This window comes from Polaromonas sp. P3_C2 (genome assembly GCF_056402675.1).
This window is the reverse complement of sequence record NZ_JBFUGX010000379.1, coordinates 1-4,088: the sequence shown is the minus strand read 5'-3', so window position 1 is coordinate 4,088 and position 4,088 is coordinate 1. Positions and strand designations below refer to the sequence as shown.

Genomic DNA, 4,088 nt, shown 5'->3' with positions numbered 1-4,088 from the left:
AAACCAGGCTGCACACAGCGCGGAACAAAACACCGCCCCCTCCCCTGTTTGATGCGGCTGCGCGTGTCAAGGACCGGGAAGCCGCCTGGGCCCACATGGCGGAACGCTCGCGCGCAGGCTCGCCGCCGGTGGCGTTCGACGCGAGCGCCGCACAGGCCGTCGACACCTGATTATTTGCTATCAATACAATAGCTGCCTGCGCACACCCCTATTGGCCTGCAGGCGTTTTTTCTTCTGAATTTGCGGCTTGACCCGCCAAACTGCGGCCCTACCTACTGCGTGATAGCGCAGACTTCGCCGGTCGGCGGCAAACCAAGCTGGCTCTTGGCAGCGGCGACATTGGCCATCTGTCCTGACGTCACACCATTCTTGACGGCCGTCAGCTCCGCCAGGATGGAAATCGCAATCTCGGACGGCGTCTTGCTGCCGATGTAAAGGCCGATCGGGCCGTGCAGCTTGCCTAGCTCTTCGGCCGTCATGTCGAAGTGCTCGGCCAGCCTTTCACGGCGGCGCTGGTTGTTCAGCCGTGAGCCGATGGCGCCTACATAAAACGCCTCAGAGCGCAAAGCCTCCATCAGCGCCAGGTCGTCCAGCTTGGGGTCATGCGTCAACGCAATCACCGCGCAGCGGGCGTCCAGCTTCATGGCCTGCACCACGTCGTCGGGCATGCCGGTGGCCAGCTCCACGCCTTCTACCTGCCAGCTGTCACGGTATTCCTCGCGCGGGTCGCACACCGTCACGGCGTAGTCCATGCCCTGCGCAATCTGCGCCACAAAGCGCGACAGTTGCCCGGCGCCGATGATCAGCAGTCGCCAGCGCGGGCCGTGCAAGGTCACCAGCGCGGCTTCAGACACCTGCATGCCCTGGCTGGGCTGGGCCGCGCTGAGTGTGACGGCGCCCGTGTGCAAATCAAGGCGGCGCGCCACCAGCTCACCGGCCTGCAGACGCTGCAGCAATTCATCGATGCGGCTTGCTTTTGACAAAGGTTCTATGGCCAGCTCAATGGTGCCGCCGCAAGGCAGGCCAAAGCGGCGCGCCTCGTCGGCTGAAACGCCATAAGTGACGATGGCCGGTTGCGTCTGGCTGAGGCCCTCGCGGCGGGCCCGGTCGATCATGTCGTCTTCAATGCAGCCGCCCGACACCGAACCCACCACCCGGCCGTCTTCACAGATGGCCAGCATGGAGCCTTCAGGCCGCGGGCTGGAGCCCCAGGTTTTAAGCACAGTCACCAGTTCGCAGCGCAGGCCTGCGGCCAGCCACTGCGATGAGGTCTTCAGAACTTCGAGGTCAATGTTATCCATGCGTCAAATGCTAGCAGCCCGCAGTTTTTTCTGCCTCGGCCCGGCCTCAAAGCCCTGCGGCCTCAAGCCTTCGCCAGGTTGTCATTGAGCGGCAGCGTGCGCACCCGCTTGCCGGTGGCGGCAAACACCGCGTTGGCCACCGCGGGCGCCACCAGCGCCGTGGCCGGCTCGCCAATGCCGCCCGGCTTCTCGGTGCTGGGCACCAGGGTGATGTCCATCACCGGCGACTCATGCATGCGCAGCACGGGGTAGTCGCCGAAATTGGTCTGCTGCACCCGGCCCTTGTCTAGCGTGATCTGGTTATTCAACGCGGCTGACAGGCCAAACACAATGCTCGACTGGATCTGTGCCTGCACCGTGTCGGGGTTGACCATGCGGCCCAGGTCGGCCACCACCGTCACCTTGTGCACCGTGATCTGGTTGTCCTTCACCGACACCTCGGCCACCTGCGCCATGTAGGTGTCGTAACCCTCCATTAGCGCGATGCCGCGGCTACGCCCTGCGGGCGGCGGTGTGCCCCAGCCGGACTTGTCGGCCGCCATCTTCAGCACATTGGCAAAGCGCGGCTGCTTTTCCAGCAGCGACATGCGGTAGGCATACGGGTCCTTGCCCGCCGCCAGCGCCATCTCATCGACAAAGCTTTCATTGGCAAAGGCATTGAGCGCGTGGCTCACCGAGCGCCAGTAGCCCACACGCAGCCCGCTGTCGTGGATCACTAGGTCGTACTGCGTGTTCGGGATGTCGTATGGCATCACGCCGGCTTCGGCCATGAAGGGGTCCAGCGTGTCCTTGGGCAGGCCGAAGGCGCGCTGCGTGATGGACTGCGAGGTGACCTTGAAATTGAGCGCCACCGGCTTGCCGTCGGCTCCCAACCCGGCCGAAAGCTGGTTGACGGCCATGGGCCGGTAGAAGTCGTGCGTGGTGTCGTCCTCGCGGCTCCAGAGCAGCTTGACGGGCTTGCCCACGGCTTTGGAGATTTGCGCCGCCTGTACGATGAAGTCCAGCTCCAGCCGCCGGCCAAAGCCGCCGCCCAGGAAGGTGGTTTTCAGCGTGATGTCTTCGGGCTTGATACCCAGGGCCGCCGCCACGCTGCCTTCAGCCCCCTGCTGGAACTGCGTGGGGCCGATCAGCAGGATCTTGCCGTTCTTGTAGTCGGCCGTGAAGTTCATCGGCTCCAGCGTGGCGTGCGCCAGCAACGGCGACACGTACTCGGCTTTCAAGGTCTTGGCCGCACCCTTCATCGCGCCGGCGGTATCGCCCTTGGGCGCGATGATGGGTATCACCTTGCCGCTGTCGGCCGCCTTGCGAATGCCGTCCAGCATGCTCGCGTTGCTGATGGCCGCGACCGGGCCTTCGTCCCATTGCACCGTCAATGCCTGGCGCGCCTTGTACGCATGCCAGTAGCTGTCGGCCACCACGGCCACGCCATCGGGAATCTGCACCACGTCGATCACGCCCGGCATGGCCTTGGCCCTGGCCGCGTCAAAGCTGGTGACCTTGCCGCCGATCACCGGACATTGCTGCAGGCTGGCGTAGACCATGCCGGGTAGCTTCACGTCAATGCCGAATTCGGCTGTGCCGTTGACCTTCATCGGTGTGTCCAGCCGCTTGGTGGGTTTACCGACCACAGTGAAATCTTTCGGGTCTTTCAGCACCACTTTTTCCGGCACTGGCAGCTTCGATGCCGCCTCGGCCAGTGAACCGTAAGTCGCCTTCTTGCCGTTCGGCCCGATCACCATGCCGTTCTCAGCCTTCAGCGTCGACGCATCGACATTCCACTTCGCAGCAGCCGCCGACACCAGCATCATGCGCACCTGCGCGCCGGCGATGCGCAGCTTTTCCCAGCCGTCACGCACCGAGGTCGAGCCGCCGGTGATCTGTGCGCCCAGCAAGGCGTTGGTATAGACCTTGCCCGGAGGCGCAATCGCCACCTTGATCTTGCGCAAATCCACATTCAACTCTTCGGCAATCAACATCGGCATGGAGGTATACACGCCCTGCCCCATCTCGGAGCGCGCAGACAGCAGCGTGATGGTGTTGTCGTCGGCAATGTGCACCCAGGCATTGGGGGTGTAGAGCGTGCCCGCGGCCTGGGTTGCCAGCGGCAGGCCCAGCGTGACGCCCATCATCAACCCGCCCGTGACGGCTGATGAGGCTTTGAGGAAAGTACGGCGATCAGGGCGATCGAGGGAGACCAGTGTGTTGGCAGTCATGATCGTTCTCCTCAGGCTTTGCGCATGGTGGAAGCGGCATCCTTGATCGCCGCCTTGATACGCGGGTAGGTACCGCAGCGGCAGATGTTGCCGCTCATCGCGGCGTCAATGTCCGCGTCGCTCGGGTTCTTGTTGCCCGTGAGCAAGGCCGCCGCGCTCATCAACTGGCCCGACTGGCAGTAGCCGCACTGCGGCACATCGTGCTTGATCCACGCCACCTGCAGCGGGTGCGTGTTGTTGCGTGAAAGGCTTTCAATCGTCGCCACCTTCTGGCCCGCAGCGGCAGACAACGGCGTCTGACACGACCGCACCGGCTTGCCATTGAGGTGCACGGTACACGCGCCGCATAAGGCCGCACCACAACCGAACTTGGTACCGGTCATGCCCAGCTCATCGCGTATCACCCACAAAAGGGGTGTGTCAGATTCAGCGTTGACGGAAACGGCGCGGCCGTTCACGTTGAGTTTTGTTGTCATGTGGAGTCCCCTTTTGTTGAATCACTGTCATCACAGGATCGGGCAGGCCCCCAAAAGTCAGCTACTACCCGAAGGCCTTGCGGGACTCATGCTACGAC

At 63.5% G+C, this 4,088-nt stretch carries 3 protein-coding genes; all 3 read right to left on the bottom strand.

What is annotated here, in order from left to right; translation table 11 throughout:
- Window positions 1-272: 272 nt before the first annotated feature.
- Complete coding sequence (locus AC1DWI_RS15450; RefSeq protein WP_477669331.1) at window positions 273-1,301, bottom strand: XdhC family protein; 1,029 nt, start codon at window positions 1,299-1,301, stop codon at window positions 273-275.
- A gap of 62 nt (window positions 1,302-1,363) precedes the next feature.
- Window positions 1,364-3,514 carry a xanthine dehydrogenase family protein molybdopterin-binding subunit gene (locus AC1DWI_RS15445; protein ID WP_477669330.1) on the bottom strand — a complete coding sequence of 717 codons (2,151 nt, stop codon included), beginning with the start codon at window positions 3,512-3,514 and terminating at the stop codon, window positions 1,364-1,366.
- Between the two features lie 11 nt (window positions 3,515-3,525).
- Window positions 3,526-3,990 (bottom strand): (2Fe-2S)-binding protein, encoded by a 465-nt coding sequence (locus AC1DWI_RS15440; protein ID WP_477669329.1) that lies wholly within the window; start codon window positions 3,988-3,990, stop codon window positions 3,526-3,528.
- Window positions 3,991-4,088: the final 98 nt, after the last annotated feature.